Origin of the sequence: Marinobacterium sp. xm-d-530 (assembly GCF_013283365.1) — a bacterium.
Taxonomy (GTDB): domain Bacteria; phylum Pseudomonadota; class Gammaproteobacteria; order Pseudomonadales; family Balneatricaceae; genus Marinobacterium_E.
This window is the reverse complement of the sequence record NZ_WBYM01000001.1, coordinates 35,273-55,252: the sequence shown is the minus strand read 5'-3', so window position 1 is coordinate 55,252 and position 19,980 is coordinate 35,273. Positions and strand designations below refer to the sequence as shown.

The 19,980-nt window shown below is 48.9% G+C and carries 18 protein-coding genes; 11 read left to right on the top strand and 7 right to left on the bottom strand.

Annotated features, from left to right (window positions below; all coding sequences use genetic code 11):
• The first annotated feature begins 171 nt into the window (after nt 1-171).
• Nucleotides 172-711: a pyridoxamine 5'-phosphate oxidase family protein gene (locus XMD530_RS00285; protein WP_173480595.1), complete on the top strand. Its 540-nt coding sequence runs from the start codon at nt 172-174 to the stop codon at nt 709-711.
• Nucleotides 712-721: 10 nt separating this feature from the next.
• Here XMD530_RS00285 and XMD530_RS00280 read toward each other — a convergent pair whose 3' ends face one another.
• Entirely contained in the window at nt 722-2,110 is a 1,389-nt protein-coding gene (locus tag XMD530_RS00280; protein ID WP_173480596.1) for a PhoH family protein, read from the bottom strand.
• Between the two features lie 169 nt (nt 2,111-2,279).
• Here XMD530_RS00280 and ppnN point away from each other — a divergent pair, with 169 nt between their 5' ends.
• From ppnN to XMD530_RS00240, 8 genes are all read left to right on the top strand, one after another.
• The gene (gene ppnN, locus XMD530_RS00275) at nt 2,280-3,647 is read left to right on the top strand and encodes a nucleotide 5'-monophosphate nucleosidase PpnN (RefSeq protein WP_173506521.1); all 1,368 of its coding nucleotides are present in this window, start codon (nt 2,280-2,282) and stop codon (nt 3,645-3,647) included.
• Nucleotides 3,648-3,783: 136 nt separating this feature from the next.
• Nucleotides 3,784-4,566: a class II glutamine amidotransferase gene (locus XMD530_RS00270; RefSeq protein WP_173488605.1), complete on the top strand. Its 783-nt coding sequence runs from the start codon at nt 3,784-3,786 to the stop codon at nt 4,564-4,566.
• A gap of 1 nt (nt 4,567) precedes the next feature.
• A complete protein-coding gene (locus XMD530_RS00265) occupies nt 4,568-6,154 on the top strand; it encodes an AMP-binding protein (protein WP_173488606.1) in 1,587 nt (528 codons plus the stop codon).
• 99 nt (nt 6,155-6,253) lie between these two features.
• Complete coding sequence (gene hrpA, locus XMD530_RS00260) at nt 6,254-10,168, top strand: ATP-dependent RNA helicase HrpA (RefSeq protein ID WP_371731647.1); 3,915 nt, start codon at nt 6,254-6,256, stop codon at nt 10,166-10,168.
• Nucleotides 10,169-10,245: 77 nt separating this feature from the next.
• Nucleotides 10,246-10,947, top strand: coding sequence for a VacJ family lipoprotein (locus tag XMD530_RS00255; protein ID WP_173480601.1), 702 nt, complete (start codon nt 10,246-10,248; stop codon nt 10,945-10,947).
• A 75-nt stretch (nt 10,948-11,022) separates the two neighbouring features.
• Nucleotides 11,023-12,192 carry a PP2C family protein-serine/threonine phosphatase gene (locus XMD530_RS00250; protein ID WP_173480602.1) on the top strand — a complete coding sequence of 390 codons (1,170 nt, stop codon included), beginning with the start codon at nt 11,023-11,025 and terminating at the stop codon, nt 12,190-12,192.
• Nucleotides 12,186-12,677, top strand: coding sequence for an STAS domain-containing protein (locus XMD530_RS00245; protein ID WP_173480603.1), 492 nt, complete (start codon nt 12,186-12,188; stop codon nt 12,675-12,677). The genes XMD530_RS00250 and XMD530_RS00245 overlap by 7 nt, the downstream gene beginning before the upstream one ends.
• A gap of 202 nt (nt 12,678-12,879) precedes the next feature.
• A complete protein-coding gene (locus XMD530_RS00240) occupies nt 12,880-13,323 on the top strand; it encodes a transposase (RefSeq protein WP_173480604.1) in 444 nt (147 codons plus the stop codon).
• Between the two features lie 204 nt (nt 13,324-13,527).
• On the opposite strand, the gene XMD530_RS00235 is transcribed toward XMD530_RS00240, so the two are convergent.
• Genes XMD530_RS00235 through XMD530_RS00225 form a run of 3 tightly spaced genes read right to left on the bottom strand, consistent with a single transcriptional unit; the run spans nt 13,528 to nt 15,879 of the window.
• Nucleotides 13,528-14,442: a biotin-dependent carboxyltransferase family protein gene (locus XMD530_RS00235; protein WP_173506519.1), complete on the bottom strand. Its 915-nt coding sequence runs from the start codon at nt 14,440-14,442 to the stop codon at nt 13,528-13,530.
• A complete protein-coding gene (gene pxpB, locus XMD530_RS00230; RefSeq protein ID WP_173505647.1) occupies nt 14,435-15,157 on the bottom strand; it encodes a 5-oxoprolinase subunit PxpB in 723 nt (240 codons plus the stop codon). Before pxpB ends, XMD530_RS00235 begins: the two co-directional genes overlap by 8 nt.
• Entirely contained in the window at nt 15,157-15,879 is a 723-nt protein-coding gene (locus XMD530_RS00225) for a 5-oxoprolinase subunit PxpA (RefSeq protein ID WP_173505646.1), read from the bottom strand. Before XMD530_RS00225 ends, pxpB begins: the two co-directional genes overlap by 1 nt.
• Nucleotides 15,880-16,144: 265 nt before the next feature.
• Between XMD530_RS00225 and XMD530_RS00220 the strand changes: the two genes are divergently transcribed.
• The gene (locus XMD530_RS00220; RefSeq protein WP_173480608.1) at nt 16,145-16,405 is read left to right on the top strand and encodes a type II toxin-antitoxin system Phd/YefM family antitoxin; all 261 of its coding nucleotides are present in this window, start codon (nt 16,145-16,147) and stop codon (nt 16,403-16,405) included.
• Nucleotides 16,406-16,408: 3 nt separating this feature from the next.
• Entirely contained in the window at nt 16,409-16,702 is a 294-nt protein-coding gene (locus tag XMD530_RS00215; protein WP_173488610.1) for a type II toxin-antitoxin system RelE/ParE family toxin, read from the top strand.
• 197 nt (nt 16,703-16,899) lie between these two features.
• On the opposite strand, the gene tal is transcribed toward XMD530_RS00215, so the two are convergent.
• The 3 genes from tal to XMD530_RS00200 form a co-directional block, all read right to left on the bottom strand.
• Nucleotides 16,900-17,853, bottom strand: coding sequence for a transaldolase (gene tal, locus XMD530_RS00210; RefSeq protein ID WP_173480610.1), 954 nt, complete (start codon nt 17,851-17,853; stop codon nt 16,900-16,902).
• Between the two features lie 37 nt (nt 17,854-17,890).
• Nucleotides 17,891-18,871 (bottom strand): tRNA dihydrouridine(20/20a) synthase DusA, encoded by a 981-nt coding sequence (gene dusA / locus XMD530_RS00205; protein ID WP_173480611.1) that lies wholly within the window; start codon nt 18,869-18,871, stop codon nt 17,891-17,893.
• A 131-nt stretch (nt 18,872-19,002) separates the two neighbouring features.
• Nucleotides 19,003-19,941 carry a carbohydrate kinase gene (locus XMD530_RS00200; RefSeq protein WP_173488611.1) on the bottom strand — a complete coding sequence of 313 codons (939 nt, stop codon included), beginning with the start codon at nt 19,939-19,941 and terminating at the stop codon, nt 19,003-19,005.
• Nucleotides 19,942-19,980 lie beyond the last annotated feature (39 nt).

Here is a 19,980-nt window from a genome sequence, read left to right as displayed (position 1 = left end):
CCATATTTCAGTGGTGCCAATTATATTGCGCCGCATCATGGTTTCTAGTCTCTATCGCCTAACTGTTTTGTTATACAGCTATGACAGATAACTATAAGCCACGTAGTTACTGGACTTCGGCGAAATGGACGGTTTTTCAAGATAGACCAATGTCTCAGATGGATGTATCCAATGATCGACTTAAAAAGTCTAAAACCCCTTGAATTGTGGGGATTTGTTGAAGATGCGCTGGTGGAAAAAGGGCACCCTTGGAGGGTGTTTACTCTCTCTACAGTGGATGATGCTGGTCGACCGCAATCACGCTCTGTTGTCTTAAGAGAGATCGAATCGAATAACTGGCTTTTGCGTTTCTATAGTGACTCCCGATCACCAAAAATTTTGCAGCTGCAACATAATCCAAATGTCTCACTCTGCTTCTGGAATCCACAGTTAAAACAGCAGTTACGAGCTGAAGGGTTAGCGACGTTAATGAGTGACAAGGAAGCCATTGATGAACGTTGGGATAGGGTCAAAGAGGGGCCGACGGTTGCGGACTACACGACCAAGTTACCACCGGGTTCAGAAATTGATCCACTGGTGGAATTTGTCGAACAGAACTGGTTCTGTGTGGTGGAGATTAAGATCAGCTCGTTTGATCTTCTGCAGCTAAATCGCGAGGGTCATCAAAGAGTGGCCGTGACCCCAGATGGAGTCACAGCACTGGTACCCTAAAACGGGATGTTTAGAGATGCTCTTCGGCGTATTCGGCCAGTTTAGAGCGGAAGATTCCCTCAAAGTGAACGCTGGCAGAGCCCTCATAGTCTCTAAAGCGTTCAACAATGTAAGTTAAGCCCGACGTGAGTGCTGTTAGGTAGTTTGAATCAATCTGGGCCAAGTTTCCTAGGCAGACCATCTTGGTGTTTTTACCACAGCGAGTCAGGATCGTTTTCATCTGTTGCGGCGTTAGGTTTTGGGCTTCATCAATCAAAACAATGGCGTTCTGAATGCTTCGCCCACGTATGAAGTTGAGAGACTTGAACTGAATGTTAGCCTTCTCAATCGCATACTTAACACTGCTTTGCGGGCGTTCGTCCTGTTCGTGCATCGCTTCTAAGTTATCGTTAATCGCACTCATCCATGGAGTCATCTTCTCCTCTTCGGTGCCTGGTAAAAAGCCGATATCTTCAGCGACCGGTGGCGTCGAGCGAGTGACAATAATTTTATTGTAGCGACGCTGTTCAATAACCAACTCCAGAGCACTGGCTAGGGCAACCAAGGTTTTACCCGAACCGGCGGACCCAAGCAGAACGGCTAGATCAATATTAGGATCCAGCATCGCTTCCATGGCAAAGGCTTGTTGAATATTGATGGGTGAAATGCCCCAGCAGTTTTGCTGCATCAGGTTTTGGTAGCCCAGATCCTGAAGGATGACCTTGTCACCTTCGACACGGCTGGTTTTAGCGGCAAAATCCTGCGAGTCGTCCCAAATATATTCATTAGGGTAGGTCTCTGGCAGCACCTCGCGGTCTACTCTGTGACAGGTGTGCTCGTTTTCGTGATAGCTTTCAACGGAATCAACCCCCTCCCAAAAAGGGGTCTCTAAATGAAGATGGCCCGCAGGGAGTAGATCGATGTCCGAGACGAGCTGGTCGGTACGGTAATCCTCAACGCGTTTTAAGCCAGCTCCCATCGCCTTAAGACGCATATTCAAATCTTTAGTGACCAGAATCACCTGGCGCTTAGGAAGCACTCGCTGTAAGTGAAGGGCGCAGTTAATGATTCGGTTGTCTTTATTGTGGTCTGCTGGCAAGAACCCTTTGTCATGAGCCAGTTCATGATCAGGGTAGATGGAGAGCTTACCAAATACGATCTCGCGCTCTTTACCATCCAATAAAATCTGCACACCGTCTAGAATCTCTGAAGGGTCTTTGGCGTTGCTCAGAATTTTATCAATTTCGCGAATCGCAGCACGCGCTTCTGCCGCTACGTTCTTCTTCCGATCTTTGATGTCGTCGAGCTCTTCAAGCACGGTCATCGGAATGGCAATATCTTGCTCTTTAAATTCGACAAGACACTTGGGGTCGTGCAACAGCACGTTGGTATCAAGGATATAAAGCTTGGATGCGCTCATTGGCGGTTCCTTCTGCAGCAGAGAGGGATCGATGAAAAACTCACCGATAACTTTAAACTAATCGATGCATTCGCCTTTGGCAAATATGTTCTGCCGATTAGCTGAATGTCATCTATCCTTCATGTATAAACGTAAATAATGACATCGTGATTACGCGAAGGAGAGTGTTATGAGCGATCTATTTGTCAGTGCCAGTGTCAAACCTCTTGAGAGTTTGGATATGCTCTCACCCTATGAAGTAGAGCGTATTCGGGATCGAAGCGATTCTGGGCTATACCCTCTATTTCGCCAATGCGCTTTGGCGGTACTCAACTGCGGTAGTGAGATGGACTGTACGGCCGAAGTGCTTGAGAAATACCAAGATTTTGATGTGCACATCGTCAATAAACACCGTGGTGTGCAGCTGGATCTGATCAATGCACCAGCGTCGGCTTTTGTGGATGGTGAGTTGGTCGATGGTATTCGTGAGCACCTTTTCTCGGTGTTACGAGACCTTGCCTATGTAGTAGACGAGCTTAATGATGTCTGTGAGGGCTTAACGCCAGGTGAGAAACTGACCAATACAGTATTTCACATTTTAAGACACGCTAAATCGCTAAGACCCAACATTAAACCCAACATTGTGGTCTGTTGGGGCGGTCACTCTATTGCTCGCCATGAGTACGCCTACACCAAAAAAGTGGGTTACGAACTGGGCTTAAGAGGCCTCAATATCTGTACCGGCTGTGGCCCGGGTGCTATGAAAGGTCCAATGAAAGGGGCCACCATTGCACACGCTAAACAGCGCATTAGCGACCCAAGATACATAGGCATTACTGAACCCGGCATCATTGCGGCTGAATCGCCCAATCCGATTGTCTCTGAACTGATTACCATGCCGGACATTGAGAAACGCCTAGAAGCTTTTGTGCGACTCGGTCATGGCGTCATTGTATTCCCAGGCGGAGCGGGCACAGCAGAAGAGATTCTCTACATGCTTGGCATCTTGCTTCAAGAACAGAATCGCAATGTAGAGATGCCCTTTATCTTTACAGGCCCTGCAGGTAGCGAGGCCTACTTCGAGCAGATCGATCAGTTTGTTAAAGCGACGCTCGGTGAAGAGGCCAGCAAGCTGTATCAGGTTGTGATTGATCATCCGTCGAAAGTGGCTGCATTGATGAAAGAGGGTCTCAACCGAGTCACCGAACAGCGTAAAGAGTCCGGTGAGGCTTACCACTTCAACTGGCAACTGCAGATACCTTACGAGTTGCAACTGCCTTTTGAACCGACACACGACAATATGGCCGCGCTGAATCTTCACAAAGGTCAGCCGATCTCTGAACTGGCGTCAGAACTTCGTAAAGCACTATCGGGTATTGTCTCAGGCAACGTTAAAGAGCCTGCTGTTAAAGCGGTTGCGGAAAAGGGGCCTTTCATCCTAGATGGCGATCCCGAGGTGATCACTGCACTCGATAAATTGTTGAATGGATTCATTGAGCAGCGTCGAATGAAGATTGATTTTGCGGGTTACGTTCCCTGCTTTAAGCTTGCTAGTTAACTTAGAAGGATGACTGGCTTTAGCCTGTCATCCGCAATCCAGTTAAGCTCCATGTTTTGGAAAGCTCCAAAATAGAGGTCAGACCCCGGTCGTTTAATCAGTTATACTTCCACTAGCTTAAAGACAGGGAGTCGCTATGTGTGAGTTAATGGGTATGAGTGCTAATGTACCCACCGATATCTGTTTCAGTTTCGCCGGCTTGATGCAGCGTGGCGGTGGTACTGGACCGCACAAGGATGGATGGGGTATCGGTTTCTACGAAGGAAAGGCTCAGCGAGCCTTTCATGATCCGATACCCAGTGTCGACTCACCCATTGCTCAGTTGGTCTGTCACTACCCGATCAAAAGCAAGAACGTCATCAGCCACATTCGCCAAGCCAATGTAGGTTCAGTTAATCTAGAAAATACCCACCCATTCAGTCGCGAACTCTGGGGTTTCACCTGGACCTTTGCTCACAACGGACAGTTGAATCCGGTGATTTTTGATTGGCCTCTGTGCTTTTATAAACCAGTGGGTACCACCGATTCGGAGTATGCCTTCTGTTGGTTGTTGGATCAGGTGCGACTAGCCTTTCCAGAACCTCCCCAAAAAACGGAACCTCTGTTTGAATTGATTACCCAGTGCTGTCATAAGCTTCGTGCGCTAGGGGTTTTCAATATGTTGCTGTGTGACTCCGACTGGCTCTTCACCTACTGCACTACTAAATTGCACTGGATTACCCGGCGCGCGCCTTTTGGAGTGGCTCAGCTAAAAGATTGTGATTTGACGGTCGACTTCAGGGGCGAGACTCAGGAGAACGATATCGTCACAGTGATCGCGACAGAGCCACTGACCGATAACGAGGTGTGGCAGCCTATTCAGACAGGTGAAGCCCGGGTATTCAAAGAGGGAGAGACCTGCTTCTATCGCAGTGAATAAGATGTCTCAATTGCCCCTCTCAATAAGCAGCCTTTCGCAACTGCCTCAATGGCTATCAAATCAATACGCCAATGTACCTGCCGTTCGGGAGGGTAACACACAGATCTCCTTCTCTGAGCTGAATGGTCACTGCCGCGCCGTATCACAATGGTTTGTCGAAATTCTAAACCTCTCAGCAGGGGATAGGGTCATTGTTCAGATGCCCAATGGTGCTCACTACCCGCTGCTGTTAATGTCGCTTTGGCGTGCCGGTTTGGTACCGGTCTGTTTGACAACCTCCGCTGATATCACCGAGTTAGAACGGGTCGCGAAACTGACGCAAGCCAAGGCACTGATTGCCTGTCACTCACACTCTAACTTAGCCGAATTAGCAGTCCGTCGAGGCCATGGCCTAACCACTGTAAGCTGCTCCCCTGAAGACTTTTCAAATTGGTTTCTGTTTCCACTTAAGCGACTTTGGCGCCATATACGCAAACGCTCACCCAATTTGGCGGATTTTCAATTTCGTGAAGCGATTGTCTATCACTCAGACTCCTTGATGCTCAGTGCACGATCAGAGGTGGATGAGGTGGCAATGATACAGCTGACCAGCGCTACCACGGGGCAGGCAAAAGCGGTGCAATTGAGTCACAGAAACCTGCTCAGTAATGTTGGGCAGTTAAATCATCGGCTTGTAGATATCGGTATCTCTGGCCCGCAAAGATTACTGATGCCCTTGCCGATCTATCATAGCTACCCCTCAATGATCTGTTTAATGACCTGGTGTCAGGGTGGGGTGGTTGAGATGGCATCGGATGTCAAAGAGATCAATCACATTGCAGAGCTGTTTGATCGTTTTCGCCCGACCCTGTTTGCCGGTGTGGCTCCACTCTTTATGGGCTTAGTACAGCATCCGCTCTTTCCTCAACTCGACTTCTCAATGCTCAAATGCACTCTGTCAGGTGGTGCACCACTCAATCAAGCCATTGGTGATCAATGGCAAGCGATCACTCACTGCGTTATCTCGCAGGGCTATGGCCTAACCGAGTGTTCACCCGTTGTGACGCTGGACTCGAGTGGCAGGTTCGTGACCGGCGCAGTCGGTCGACCGCTGCAAGAGACTGAGGTACGTATTCAAGATGAGTCTGGCAGTGAACTGCCTCAAGGCAGTGCAGGAGAGATCTGCATTAGAGGCCCCCAAGTGATGTTGGGGTATGCCGGTCAAGTTGACACCCAGTTTGAGCAAGGTTGGTTTAGGACAGGTGATATAGGACGTGTGGACCCAGATGGTTCACTGCATATGATTGAGCGCCAGTCTGATGTCATCTCACTGGTTGGAAACTTTAAGATTTACCCCTCTGAAGTCGAAGCGCTCATCTCCCAGCACCCTGACATCACCGATTGTGCCTTCGGCAGTTATCAGGAGGATGGCGAAATCAAGCTCCGTCTATTCGTAGTGACCAACAACCGTCGTTTGACGCAGAAAATGATCCGTAACTACTGTCGTCAACGTTTAACGGCCTATAAAGTCCCACATCTTATTGAGCTGAGACGGGCTCTGCCCCATAGCTCTGTCGGTCGAGTATTACGATCGGGACTGGTTGATTAACCCTAACCCTTGGGCCAAACCAACTATTTAATCGCTTCTCTGGCAGCCTTTTTACCAGTTGGGTAAAATTCGCGGCTATCAAAAATTATGAGTCCCATTGTGCATCCGACATTAAAACCGTTTATTGACCGCCTCGAGCGTTGCCAAATACGCGACCAATACCCTATTCGTCGTGCATTGGAACGACTCTCCGAGGCAGCAGAAATCGATGAAACGGCACTGCAAAAGGCGGTTGAACGCATAGAGCGATCGGAAGCGATAGTGGCGCAGAAGACCGAAAAAGCTCTGCTACCGATCGACTACCCAGACCTGCCGGTGACGGGTGCACGCCAAGAGATACTCGATGCAATCCAGCATAACCAAGTGGTGGTGGTCGCAGGTGAAACCGGGTCCGGTAAAACGACCCAGTTGCCAAAACTCTGCCTAGAGTTGGGGTTAGGCTGTAAAGGGTTGATTGGACATACACAGCCACGACGATTGGCCGCGCGCACGGTTGCCAGTCGTATTGCGGATGAGTTGAAAACTGAATTGGGCTCTAGAGTCGGCTATCAAGTTCGATTTCACGATCAGGTTGGCGAAGAGACTCAGATTAAACTGATGACGGACGGTATCCTTCTGGCCGAAACTCAGCATGATCGATACCTGAACAAATACGAAGTCATCATCATCGATGAGGCGCATGAGCGCAGCCTCAATATCGACTTCTTATTGGGCTACTTCAAACGAATTCTGCCTAAACGCCCCGATCTTAAGTTGATCATTACCTCTGCAACCATCGATGTGCAGCGTTTCTCGAAACACTTTGGTGATGCCCCTGTGATAGAGGTCTCCGGAAGAACCTTCCCGGTAGAGACACTCTACCGCCCATTGAACGAATCCACGTATGAGGATGATGAGGCGAGTGGTGATATTCAGCAGGGCATTCTCAACGCTGTCGATGAACTCATTGCCATCGACAGAGCTAAACCGGGTGGTATGCCTGGCGACATTCTGATCTTCTTACCGGGTGAGCGAGAGATTCGAGAGAGTGCAGAGAAATTGCGCAGGGCTGATCTTAAAGATGTTGAGATCATGCCGCTCTATGCAAGGCTGTCGTTAGCGGAACAGAACAAGGTCTTTACCTCGGGTCGCTCAGCAGGGCGTCGTATCGTGTTAGCCACCAACGTGGCAGAGACCTCCGTGACAGTGCCGGGCATTCGTTATGTCATTGACCCCGGTCTGGTTCGCATGTCGCGCTACAGTTATCGATCTAAGGTACAGCGCTTACCGATTGAGCCAGTGTCACAAGCGAGCGCCAACCAGCGTGCAGGTCGCTGTGGGCGAGTAGCTCCCGGCACCTGCATTCGACTCTACTCGGAAGAGGATTTTCTCTCTCGTCCTGAGTTCACCGATGCGGAAATTCGTAGAACCAATCTCGCCTCCGTTATTCTGCAGATGCTGCAACTTCGATTGGGTGATATTGATCGTTTTCCCTTTATCGATCCACCCGATAAACGCTTCATCAATGATGGTTATAAACTGCTTGAAGAACTGCAAGCGGTCGATGCAAAGCGTTCAATCACCAATTTGGGTAAACAGCTGGCGCGCTTGCCTGTCGACCCAAGGATTGCACGTATTATTGTTGAAGCGGGTCGTCAGCACTCACTGCGTGAGATATTGATCGTTACCAGTGCACTGAGTGTCCAAGACCCTCGCGAGCGTCCGCAGAATAAGCGCCAAGCAGCCGATGAAAAACACAAGTTGTTCCATGACGAGAAGTCCGATTTCATCACTCTGATTAATTTGTGGAATGCCTTTGAGGAGCAACGCCTTGAGCTGAGCCAGAATCAACTGCGCAAGTGGTGTACTAAACACTACCTTAGCTACCTAAGAATGCGAGAGTGGCGAGATCTGCATCGACAGCTGCATCTGAGCATCAAGTCGCTTGATCTGAAAGAGAACAGTGAACCGGCCAGTTACGATCAGGTTCATCGAGCAATTATCTCGGGTTTCTTGGGACACCTCGGTTTCAAGCAGGAGCGTGGTGAGTATCTTGGTGCGCGTAACCGCCGCTTTAAAATATTCCCTGGCTCAGGCGTATTTAAGCAGGCACCGAAGTGGGTGGTCGCTGCAGAGATGATTGAGACCAGTCAGCTGTTTGCTCATACCCTTGCCGAGATTAACCCAGAGTGGGTTGAGCCCTTGGCTAAGCACCTCATCAAACGTAGCTACTTAGAGCCGCATTGGGAGAAAAAACGTGCTCAGGTAGTGGCCAGTGAGCAGGTCAGACTTTACGGCCTAGTTATTGTGCCTAAACGTAAGGTGCACTATGGTCCGATCGATCGCGAAGTCTCCCATGAAATTTTCATTCGAAGTGCACTGGTCGAGGGTGAATATCAGACTAAGGCGCCGTTTTTCCAACACAATCGAGATCTTTTAGAGTCCGTTGCCGCGCTTGAGGATAAGTCGCGCCGACGCGATCTGTTGGTCGATGAAGAGACACTGTTTCAGTTCTACTTAGAGCGTCTGGATCAACACGCGGGATCAGATATCGTCAACGGAGCTGGGTTTGAATCTTGGCGCAAAAAAGCAGAACAGGCCTCCCCTAAGCTGCTCTTTTTGACCGAGCAGGATGTGCTGCAACGCTCGGCAGATCATGTTCGAGATGAACAGTACCCAGAAGTATTGTTGATCGAGGGTGCGCCTTTAAAACTGAGCTACAAATTTGAGTTAGGTGCGGTCGATGATGGCTTGAGTATTGATTGCCCTCTGCCACTGCTGCCCAGACTCAGTACCGAACGTCTAGCCTGGCTGGTACCGGGTATGTTGGCCGCCAAGCTTGAGGCGTTGCTACGTGGCCTGCCTAAGGCTGAGCGTAAACAGTTTGTGCCGATCCCCAACTATGTCACTGAGTTAATGGAGAAACTGGCGTTTGGTGATGGTGACCTGTTTGAGGCTGTGTCACTGCAGCTGCTGCGTCTGACTGGGCACCGTGTTCAGGTGGATCAGCTGAAAAGTGTGCAGCTTGAACCGATTCATCAAGCCAATATTCGCGTAATCGATGAACAGGGAAACCTATTAGGGCAGGGGCGTGATTGGTCCGAGCTACAACGTAAACTGGGTGATGCGGCACAGACAGCGATTCAGCAAGCACCTAAACAGAGTTGGGGTGAGACAGAACTAACGGAGTGGAGTTTTGGCAAACTCGATAAACAGAAAACCGTTAAACATGCTGGCGGTATCGAAGTGGAAGCCTACCCTGCACTGATCGATAAGGGTGAGAATGTCGAGCTGACCTTATTGAGCCAGCCCTTGGATGCACAACGCCAGTCACATCGAGGTGTGGCACGTTTGGTGCTGATATCTCTGCAAACTCAGGTTAAAGATATTCGTAAAAGCCTGCCTAATTTGGCGCAAGCGATTCTGCAGGCGGGTAAGAAATATAATGAACGCTTCCTGCAAGAGCAGATCATCATGGCCGCGGCATTGAGCCTGATCGATCAGGATAATCTGCCTACCAGTGAGTCGGAGTTTAGCCAAACTCGAGATCGGGTGAGAGCCGATCTGCATGAGCAGGCCAAAACCATTGCAGCCTTTGTCATAGAACTTCATCAACGCGTGCATCGCATATCGAAGACGTTGAACGGTGAGGTCTCATTAGAGACGGTACCGGTACTGAATGACATTCGTGCGCAACTTGATCGATTGATTGATAAAACCTACCTCACCGAGACGCCACCGCAGTGGCTGGCACATCTACCGCGCTACCTCAAAGCGATTGAAGTGCGATTAGATAAGTACCAAAGAACCCTACGCCAGCAGGTTTTGTGGTCGGATGAGCTGGTTAAATGGCAACAACAGTATGAAGCAGCCGTTGCCAAAGCGCGTGATACTGGCGAAGTGGGTAGCGAGTTGATCGACTTTAAGTGGTGGATCGAAGAGTACCGAGTCTCACTGTTTGCTCAAGAGCTTGGCACAGAATTTAAAATTTCTGAGAAGCGTCTTAAGCAGAGGTTCACAGAAGTTTCTGGATAATAGATCCATTAAAGAATTCTTGGCCTATACTTCATAAATCATTGGTTAGGCGCTAACGGATAATTAGGTAGTTTTTAATGAACGTTTTAAATAAGTTGTTGGCTCTTTTTGTACTGAGTCTGTCACTCAATTCGGTCACAGCAGTGGCTCAAGATTCGGAGTTAAATGACCCTTGGGAAGGCTTTAACCGTGGTGTCTTCAACTTTAATGAATCCCTAGATCGCGCCATTCTTAAGCCGGTTGCTCAAGGTTACCGTTTTATCATGCCAGATGTGGCCGAGCAGGGCGTCAGTAACTTCTTTGATAATCTGCGTGATGTGGTCACCTTCTTTAATAACGTTCTTCAGCTTAAACCCGTTGAAGCAACCCAGGATCTATCGCGCGTTCTCATCAACACCACCATCGGTATTGGTGGTCTGTTTGATGTGGCATCAGCCATGGATATTCCTAAAAACGATGAAGACTTTGGACAAACCTTAGGTGCATGGGGTGTTGAATCAGGCCCTTACCTTGTTCTGCCTCTGTTTGGACCTTCCACTGTTCGTGATGGGGTAGGTATTATTCCCGATATGTACCTAGACCCACTGAACCAGGTTGAGTCTGATGAGCTACGCTACGGCTTAAAAGCGCTGAAAGTGGTTGATAAGCGTGCGTCGTTGCTTGATCGTGAAGGGGTTGTTACGGGTGATCGTTACACGTTCATTCGAGATGCCTACCTGCAGAAGCGTGAATTCGAAGTCAATGATGGTCGTGTAGAGTACAACGCAGACGACTTCTAACAGCAGTTTACTTCACACCTTCGCAGGAGTAGTCTCGGTACTTAATATGTTGCTACTTGTTTGACGAAACCTGCGATGGATTCACAAGAGACTCGAATTTTAATCTACTCCTCGGATACCGAGACCATAGATGCTATTTTTGATCTTTGTGAATTGAGCCAGGTGGATGGTCTTAGATTGGCCACCTGCGCGACACTCGATGCCGTCGAAGATTATCTAGAACACCACTCTACCTCGCTTCTCTTTTTCGATTTCCACTCCTTTCCTGAAACTCAGCAACTCAGTGAATTAGCGCAACGAGTCAGTCCAAAACCGACCATCGCATTTATCTCTCAGCTTGAACAAAACACGCTCGTGCGAGCCCTTCGTAATGGGGCCGATGGTGTGTTCAGTCTTGATGAAGTGCGCAATGACCCGTTAAGTCTGGTGCGCTCATTAGATCGCCAACTAGACCGTGCCATCGCGATTGAATCGGCGCGCTACTTAAGAGATTCACTGAGCCAGAGTTTAGAAGAGCTAAAAGCCGATCAGGATGCGGCTGCGCAAATTCAGCAGCGACTGCTGCCGCCTACTCATCAATCGCTTGATGAATCGCTTAGCTGCGAATATCTGTTGCGACCCTCACTTCTGTTGAGCGGTGACTTTATCGATCTGATTCCGCTGAAAAACGATCAGTATCTATTCTATTTGGCTGATGTGTCAGGACACGGAGCCTCGTCCGCACTGGTGACAGTACTACTGAAAAACATGACCAATCGCCTACAACGAGCCTACTTTAAAGGCGAAAGTGATCGGTTGGAGAATCCACAACAGCTGTTAGAGCACTTCAATAAAGAGATTCTACTGACCAGTTTTGGTAAGCACATGACGATGTTGATTGGTGTGGTTGATACCAAAGCCGCAAAACTGACCTATAGTATAGGTGGGCATCACCCCTCTATGGTGTTAGTGCAGGGCGATAAAGCGCACTACTTAGAAGGGCGGGGAATGCCAGTGGGGCTGTTTGAAGAGCCGCTCTATGAAGAGCACAGCTGCGAATTGGCTTCTGACTTCTCAATCTACCTCTTTTCGGACGGTATTTTAGAGATCATAAAGGGTGACAAACTCGAAGAGAAAGAGCAGAATCTGCTCCGGTTGTGTCAGGCTGAACAGCCCTCTCCAGAGACTTTGTTAAAACGGGTCGTAGATGAAGAGGCGGAGTTGCCTGATGATGTTGCAATAATGATGGTTTCACGTCGATGTTAACGACAGATGGCGGCTTGTTGTTCGCCTTTCAAGATGGCCACTATGTGGTTAAATTTATTGGTGATGTGCGTCTGACGCTCTGCTCAACAATAGATCAACACCTGCGCTCAATGCTCAGTCGAGATGATGTCACTCATACATTGATCGATCTGACCGAGACCACCAATATCGACAGCACCTCTCTTGGACTGATCGCAAAGCTGGCCGTTAAAAGCGCCAAATGTGATATGCCCCGTCCAACCATCGTATCAACCAACCCAGACATCACCAAAATCCTATACGCCATGGGATTCGATCACATCTTCCTGCTTCTAGAAGAGCTGCCCACCAGTAAGAAAGATCTAACCGAAGTGCCATTCGTTCAAGAGTCCGACGAAGCCGTGCGCGCTAAAATCATCGAAGCCCACCGCATTCTCATCGACCTAAACGACAAAAACCGAGACGAATTCAAAGGCCTAGTCGAAGTCCTAGAGTGCCAAAAATAACCCCTGCTCCACCGTAGGAGCGGTCTTACAAAGGCCGCGAGAGCGCTAGATTCAAGCCTCATGGCCTCATCTACGATAAGGCTCCAACGTTTCCTCCCGTTCCCTAGTTGGAGCGGTCTAGAATAGGCCGCGATAAAAATAATCAAGCAAACCCAGAAATTTCATCTAAGCTAAACGTTTCATAGCAGTCAAGGATGAATGTATGAAACCGGGTACCAAAGCCCTTCGCAAAGGGCGAACCTCAATCCCTAATCAGATCTACCATCTAATCGCGACAACAAAAGACCGACGTCCAGTGTTTAACGATTTTCGGTTAGCCCGATCAGCGGTCTATGCTATCAATAGCCAACCAATATCCACGTTAGCCTACGTCGTGATGCCAGATCACATACATTGGTTACTACAGATGGGGCATGACGCTATTGATTTGGGAAAACTGATGCAATCAGTTAAAACATCCGTATCACGCAAGCATTATCTTCGTTTCAGCCACGGAAATATTTGGCAGCAAGGTTTCTATGATCATGCTATCCGCAGTGAAGAAATCATCGAAGATATTGCTAGATATATAATCTACAACCCTGTCAGAGCAGGGCTGGTGAAAACGGTTCGAGAGTATAGCCATTGGGATGCTAAGTGGGTTTGAAGATGAATCGCCTCGTTGGAGCACTTAGCCTTTCTCGTTGGAGCGGTCTTGCAAAGGCCGCGAAGCACTAGGTTTAAGTCCAATCGCCTCATCTGCGATAAGGCTCCAACAGCTCGAGCCGTTTTCTTGTTGGAGCGGTCTAGAATAGGCCGCGAAGTTTTCGGTTTAAGTGCAATTGCCTCATCTGCGATAAGGCTCCAACAGTTAAACCAGCTTAGGAACGCGTTTTAGCTGATGTCTAAGGCGATGCTGTGCATGCTCTACAGAGATCGGGTAGAAGAAAACTTCGGTCCCAGGTGTGGCTTGGGCTAGAAGTGCTAGATCGGCTCGGCAGATCGAGCCGATCTTCATATATCCCCCGATCGTTTGGTGATCATTGAGCATAATGATGGGGTGGCCATCGGCCGGTATTTGAACGGCGCCTAGATTGATACCCTCAGATCGAATACCCCCTACAGGTGGCTTGATAGGGTTATCGGCTATCAATCGGTAACCCATTCGATCTGCCAGTGGAGAGACTTCAAAACGCGTTTGGAAAAAACGATCAAAAGCCTGCCAGTCATAAAGGTGGCTCTGTAACCCTTTCACTAAGCCCAATCGAATCGAGCGTTTAAACTGTGGAATCTGATCAACTGAGAGAGCCACCGAATCAGTGATGGTGGGTTTTGAAAGTGTGAGCTCATCACCAACCGATAATTCACTGCCCAAGCCCTCTCGGGTGCAGGTCGAGGCACTGCCAAAGAGTCTCTCTGTATCAAACCCACCCGATGCCGCTAAATAGAGGCGAGCACCCTCTGACGCGGGTTTGATTTCAAACCGATCACCTTTGTGCAGTTCAATGGTCTGATACTGGTCTACTGGAATGTCGTTAAGAAAGAGGGGTGCTTTTGCGCCGGTGACGGCCAGACTGACCTCACAACCACTGGTAAACGCAAAACCACCCAGCGTGATCTCTAACAGAGGTTCAGATTCCGCATTACCCACCAAAGCATTGGCGCAGCGCATCGCCCACTTATCGGCCGCGCCTGATTCGGTTATCCCTAAATGAGCAAATCCGGTTCGTCCGTTATCTTGAATGGTAACCTGACCGAGTACCTTAGTGATCGTCCAGCTAGACACAGCTGCCCTCCGACAGAGACCAGTGTTCTGGGCACTGTTTGATCCGCTCAAATGTATCCTGATTGACGGAGACAAATCGAACCCGATCGGCAGGCTGAATCAGAGAGTAGGGTGCTTGAGTTGGATTAAACAGCTCAACCGGACATTGACCAATAATATTCCAGCCACCCGGTGACGCAGCAGGGTAGACAGCCGTCTGTTGATCGGCGATGGCAACAGACCCAGCAGGTACATAGACTCTTGGCGTTTCCAGTCTTGGAGTTGCGATGCGTTGGTCTACTTCGCCTAGATAAGCAAAACCAGGAGCAAACCCTAGTGCAAAGGCTCGGTAGTCAGTACCGCTGTGGATCTTAATCACCTGATCAACTTCCAGGCGGGACTGTTGTGCCACACGCTCTAGATCCTGACCGACCTCTTCAGAGTACCAGACCGGTAGGTGGACTAATGTTGAGTTGATCGATTGACCGGCTTCTAAAGGCTCCTGTTGCAGAAGGATTAGAGCCTGTTTGAGCTCGGATTCACTAATTTTACAGACATCATAGCTCAGCAAAATAGAGCTATAGGATGGAACCAAATCGATAAGAATAGGCGCTAGTCGCTCTATAAGTAGTGAGTTGAGCTGCCCAACAGACTCATTTAATGAAACACTCAGCTCACCATCAAAGTAGATCATGATGGCGCACTCTGAGGCGGTCTCGAATCGCCACTGTGCCATTAGATTAGCGCTCGAATCTGTTGCACAACCTTGAGCGCCTCTGGATTATCACCATGCACACAGATTGATTCGACCGGAAAGATCAACGGGTGGCTGTTTTCTGACAGGATAACCCCATCATCAATTAATCGACGCACTTGGTTAATCGCTTCAGAGGCTGCATGGACCGCATGGGCTAGATCTCTGGAGACCAACTGCCCTTGGTCGGTGTAAGCGCGATCGGCAAAGGCTTCAAAGATCAGTTCAATCTTTTTACGATCGGCCAAAGCCGTAAACTTTGGGTGTCTGTCGTTAGCTAATAGCATCAGTTTGAGTGGTTTTGAGCAGCGATTGATAGCATCCAAAACAGTATCAAACAGCTCACTATCCGCCATCATGTCGTTGTAGAGTGCACCGTGTGGCTTCACGTAGTGAATCGGGTATTGCTCCTCTTCAGCTATCTGACTGAGGGTGTCGACCTGATGGGTGATCACCTCAATCAACGCTTCCCTGGGCAGAGTCATAGAGGTGCGGCCAAAGTTTTCAGGGTCCGGGTAGGAGGGGTGTGCGCCTACTTCGACGCCGTACTCTTTTGCGAGTCGCAGGGTGTCGCGCATGGTCTTCAGATCGCCAGCATGCACGCCGCAAGCGATATTAGCCTGATCAAGCAGCGGCATAAGCTCAGCATCCATGCCAAGCAGTTTACCGTTAACGCGTTCGCCTAAATCTGCATTTAATTTCATGCACTCAGTTTAATCGCCCCCAACTTTTGAGTCTATCTACGACTACGTTGGAGCCTTATCGAAGATGAGGCGATAGAAAATCTAATAAAATAAATCGCGGCCTTTATAAGACCGCTCCAACAGGTGGTTTTAGTTTTATCGCAGATGCAGCGATTAGATCTAGAGTGATCCCAGCTTTAGCGAGCTTCCTCTAACGAATTGCAGAATCAAAAACTAATGTCTAGTATAAAGGTTCTATTAACAGGTCCAGCTAAAAGGTTTCTTAATGCGTTTCTCAGAAGATATCGTCCCGCTGAAGGATTTAAAGGTTAATCCAGGAAAAGTGGTCACACATACACAAACAGCCAAACGTCCTGTTCTGTTAACCAGTCGCGGTCGTGGTGTTGCTGTTATTCAAAGCTTAGCTGAGTTTGAAGAGCAGAGTGATCAGTTAGAGTTTGTTAAAGCCGTCGCTAAAGGTTTGTTGGAAGAAAAGCAGGAGAAAACTCTAACCCTCGATGAGCTTAAAGCGGATCTCGGGATCTAAATCGTGCAGATCAAATTCACTTACTCAGCTCGAACGGATCTAAAAGAGATATTGGAACACTTCAAATCTGAAGGTTTAGAGGTGAGAGGCGAAGAGATAGTGGGTGATCTTATTCACGCAATGGAGTTGGTGTTAGAAAACCCTAAAATGGGGCGAGTTGTTCCTGAGTTCCAAGTCGATACACTGAGGGAGCTCATCCGTCCTCCATATCGAGTCGTTTATCGAATCACAGAAAATTGGATTACAGTCGTCAGAGTTTGGCGCTCAGAGAGGTTGATGAAGCCAATTTCAGAGTAGCCTAAAATATCATCGCGGCCTTTGAAAGACCGCTCCAACATTGGAGAGCTGTTGGAGCCTTATCGAAGATGAGGCGATTAGGACTAAAGGTAATCGCGGCCTTTGAAAGACCGCTTCAACAGGTTGTTGGAGCCTTATCGAAGATGAGGCGATTGGATTTGGAATGAATCGCGGCCTTTTTAAGACCGCTCCAACAGTTAGGCCTTTGAAGCTAACAGCTTCTCTAACTTAACCTGATCGATCGCGAAGTTACGAATACCCTCTGACAGCTTTTCAGTCGCCATAGCGTCTTCGTTCATGCCCCAACGGAACGCTGATTCGGTTGGGCCCACTTTGGCATCCTGGCTGCTAGCATTCGCTGCAACGAGACGCTGTTCGATAGAACCTGTCGCAGCAGCTAGCTCTTCAAGTAGGCTTGGACCAATGGTGAGACGATCACAACCCGCTAAAGAGATGATCTCGCCGGTATTACGGAAGCTGGCGCCCATGACAACGGTGTCGTAGCCATTCGCTTTGTAGTAGTTGTAGATACGCGTCACTGACTGCACGCCAGGGTCATTATCACCAGTGAAATCAGCGTCAGGAGTCTGCTTTTTGTACCAGTCCAAAATACGACCGACAAAAGGTGAAATCAGGTAAGCACCAGCATCGGCACAAGCCTGTGCCTGAGCAAATCCGAATAACAGCGTCAGGTTACAACGGATGCCGTTCTTCTCGAGTTCACGAGCGGCTTGGATGCCTTCCCAAGTTGAAGCAATCTTAATTAGCACACGGTCTTTGCTAATGCCCTGCGCTTCATAAAGCTCAATCAGACGGTAGGCCTTTTTAAGTGTCGCTTGAGTATCGAAAGAGAAGCGTGCATCAACCTCGGTAGAGATGTAGCCCGGTACAATTTTAGTGATCTCACTACCAATCAAAACTGCGAGGTGGTCGGTCATGTTAGCCAGCTGCTCACTGTCACTTCCGCCCTGTACTTTAGCCCAGTTGATCGACTGTTCTAGCAGGTGAGCGTACTTAGGATCTTCACTCGCTTTTAGAAGCAGTGAGGGGTTGGTGGTCGCATCCTGTGGCGTGAACTGTCGAATAGCATCAATGTCACCAGTGTCGGCAACGACGGTGGTCATGGATTTAAGTTGGTCTAGTTGATTCATCTATCTCGTCCTTGTAGCTGATCGACTTAGAGTATCGTTACTCTGTTACAAATTTAAGAGCTTCGCGGAAGGTTTCAACACCCGCTTCGCGTTTATGTCCGTTTTCACTGAGATGGCGTCTAAACTGCTTACCACCGCGCTCGCCATGAAATAGTCCTAGCAAATGTTTCACCACACCATAGAGCGAATGGCCATTGGCCATGGCCCGTTCAATGTAAGGGATGAACTGCTCTGCCACTTCGGTTCTAGCAAGCGGTGTGCCAGTTTCACCAAAGAGTCTTGAGTCTACTTGGCTAAGAAGCGGGTAGGGGTTTTGGTAAGCTTCACGCCCAATCATCACACCATCTACATGCTGCAGGTGCTCTTCGCACTCATCCAGTGTTTTGATGCCACCGTTGATCACAACCTCTAACTCTGGAAACCGCTGTTTGATCTTATAGACATTGTCGTAGATAAGCGGTGGTACTTCGCGGTTCTGTTTAGGGCTTAAGCCATCCAGAATGGCTTTACGAGCGTGGATGGTGAAGCTGTTGATACCGCTTTCAGCAACCGTCTCAACAAACTGCTCTAGCAGCTCGTAGCTGTCGAGATCATCTATGCCTAAACGGTGTTTAACGGTCACTGGGATTGATACCGCTGCCTGCATCTCGCCCAAACACTCTTTAACTAATTGAGGGTGTGCCATTAAGCAGGCACCGATCATATTGTTCTGGACACGATCCGACGGGCAGCCCACATTAAGGTTCACCTCATCGTAACCCCACTCTTCGGCAAACTTTGTGCACTTAGCGAGATCCTCAGGATTACTACCTCCAAGCTGCAGTGCAAGCGGGTGTTCCTCGGCGTTATAGTCCAACCAGCGAGCAGGGTCGTTATGAATCAGTGCACCCGTCGTCACCATTTCGGTATACAGCAAAGTATGGCGAGACATCAGGCGATGAAAGAAACGACAATCACGCGTCGTCCAATCCATCATGGGAGCGACTGAAAATTTGCGGGAGAAGCTTGTTGTAGTCATTAAACACACCAAGGTCTGACCTTCGGTCTGACCCTACTCTCTAATTACACTGTATCTGTTGGAGCCTTATCGAAGATGAGGCGATCAGACTTGCAAGAATCGCGGCCTTTTCAAGACCGCTCCAACATCGGTTAACTCAAATCACCAAAACGCGCTGAAATATCGGCAAGCATTGGCAAATCACCACCATTTCGCTCACAGGTTACTGCCGCAGCATGGGCTGCAAATTTTATCAGTTTTGCCGCATCAAGGTTATCCAGATTATCAGGGCCACCTTGTTGGAATATTTCGTGAATTAATCCAGCCTGGAAGGTATCACCTGCCCCAACGGTATCTTTAACGGTAATCTTTGGTGCCGGTGAGTGGAAGTACTCTCCTTTGGCTCCAAAAGCATGCGCTCCGTCACCACCCTGAGTAACAAACACCCAGCGTGGGCCTAAAGCCAAACACGCTTTAGCGTAATCTTCGATGGAACTGCCAGGTGATAAGAACTCGATATCCTCATCGGACATCTTCATTACGTGAGCGATTTTGCCTAAACGATCAATCTTTGCCTGCCATACAGCGGGGTCTGGTTGAATGCTTGGGCGTACATTCGGGTCATAAGCAATTAACGCACCCGCGTTACGTGCCTCACTGGCAAACCACTCCAGTGTGCTTGCACCCGGTTCAACAACCGTGCTGTAGGAGCCTAACGAGATGGCTGTAAACAGAGAGGGATCTGGGCACTGCTCTTGAGTTAAAGAGACATCTGCACAACCATCGATGTAAAAAGAGTAGGCAGGGTGGCCATTTTCGTTGAGAGCGATCATCGCCAGTGACGTGTTGAGATCGCTACTGGCTAAGAACTTAGTCTCTACGCCGTTAGCAGCAAGGTGCCCCGCCAATTTTTGACCCAATGGATCGTTGGAGTTTGCGGTTAAATAACCGGTAGGGTTGCCCATGCGTGCTAGGCCGATAGCGACATTCAGGGGGGATCCACCCACCGTCGCATTTAATGTCACCTGACCAGTAGAGGCAGAATCGCCAGGGAAAACGTCATACAAGGCATCGCCGCAACACAAAAACATCAAAACTCCTTAAGTAGAGCGTTATAACGCTCTATAATG

What these genes read in the sequence shown, in the direction of transcription:
- XMD530_RS00285 (WP_173480595.1), top strand. Translation starts at nt 172, where the DNA reads ATGATCGACTTAAAAAGTCTAAAACCCCTTGAATTGTGGGGATTTGTT.
- XMD530_RS00280 (WP_173480596.1), bottom strand. Translation starts at nt 2,110, where the DNA reads ATGAGCGCATCCAAGCTTTATATCCTTGATACCAACGTGCTGTTGCAC.
- ppnN (WP_173506521.1), top strand. Translation starts at nt 2,280, where the DNA reads ATGAGCGATCTATTTGTCAGTGCCAGTGTCAAACCTCTTGAGAGTTTG.
- XMD530_RS00270 (WP_173488605.1), top strand. Translation starts at nt 3,784, where the DNA reads ATGTGTGAGTTAATGGGTATGAGTGCTAATGTACCCACCGATATCTGT.
- XMD530_RS00265 (WP_173488606.1), top strand. Translation starts at nt 4,568, where the DNA reads ATGTCTCAATTGCCCCTCTCAATAAGCAGCCTTTCGCAACTGCCTCAA.
- XMD530_RS00255 (WP_173480601.1), top strand. Translation starts at nt 10,246, where the DNA reads ATGAACGTTTTAAATAAGTTGTTGGCTCTTTTTGTACTGAGTCTGTCA.
- XMD530_RS00250 (WP_173480602.1), top strand. Translation starts at nt 11,023, where the DNA reads ATGGATTCACAAGAGACTCGAATTTTAATCTACTCCTCGGATACCGAG.
- XMD530_RS00245 (WP_173480603.1), top strand. Translation starts at nt 12,186, where the DNA reads ATGTTAACGACAGATGGCGGCTTGTTGTTCGCCTTTCAAGATGGCCAC.
- XMD530_RS00240 (WP_173480604.1), top strand. Translation starts at nt 12,880, where the DNA reads ATGAAACCGGGTACCAAAGCCCTTCGCAAAGGGCGAACCTCAATCCCT.
- pxpB (WP_173505647.1), bottom strand. Translation starts at nt 15,157, where the DNA reads ATGGCACAGTGGCGATTCGAGACCGCCTCAGAGTGCGCCATCATGATC.
- XMD530_RS00225 (WP_173505646.1), bottom strand. Translation starts at nt 15,879, where the DNA reads ATGAAATTAAATGCAGATTTAGGCGAACGCGTTAACGGTAAACTGCTT.
- XMD530_RS00220 (WP_173480608.1), top strand. Translation starts at nt 16,145, where the DNA reads ATGCGTTTCTCAGAAGATATCGTCCCGCTGAAGGATTTAAAGGTTAAT.
- tal (WP_173480610.1), bottom strand. Translation starts at nt 17,853, where the DNA reads ATGAATCAACTAGACCAACTTAAATCCATGACCACCGTCGTTGCCGAC.
- dusA (WP_173480611.1), bottom strand. Translation starts at nt 18,871, where the DNA reads ATGACTACAACAAGCTTCTCCCGCAAATTTTCAGTCGCTCCCATGATG.
- XMD530_RS00200 (WP_173488611.1), bottom strand. Translation starts at nt 19,941, where the DNA reads ATGTTTTTGTGTTGCGGCGATGCCTTGTATGACGTTTTCCCTGGCGAT.